Source organism: Tepidiphilus sp. HLB4, from assembly GCF_054823945.1.
On sequence record NZ_JSYB01000021.1, the window covers coordinates 1 to 407 of the forward strand.

The window sequence follows — 407 nt, forward strand, 5'->3', positions numbered from 1 at the left end:
GCACCAGCGAGGGCGAGCAGATGGGCGAGATAGCGCGCCCCGCCGCTAGCCCCGAGCGCGCCCACGGCGAGCACGAGGAGGACGGCGAGCAGCCGGGTGCGCTGGCGAGGATCCAGGAGGAAACGGCTCATGGCGCCGCCACTCGTTCCCGCGGCAGGGCGAGCAAGGCGGCGATGAGCACGAGCTGCAGCAGCAGCTCCTTGCCGCCGGGGGGGAGTTGCCAGGCGGCGAGCGCTTCGAGCACCCCGAGCGCCACGCCGGCGGCGAGCACCGCGGGGCCCGGCTTCATGCCGCCCAGGACGGCGGCGGGAAAGGCGTTGAGCGCGAGGCTGCCCAGCTCGGGATGCACGAAGGTGACGGGGGCGGATGCAAGCCCGGCCGCCACGGCGAGCGCCGTGCCCACGCCC

1 pseudogene is annotated in these 407 nt (G+C 75.7%); it reads right to left on the reverse strand.

Annotated features, from left to right (window positions below):
* Positions 1-127: 127 nt before the first annotated feature.
* A pseudogene (locus tag OA56_RS05695) lies at positions 128-407 on the reverse strand (branched-chain amino acid ABC transporter permease); the annotation flags it as partial.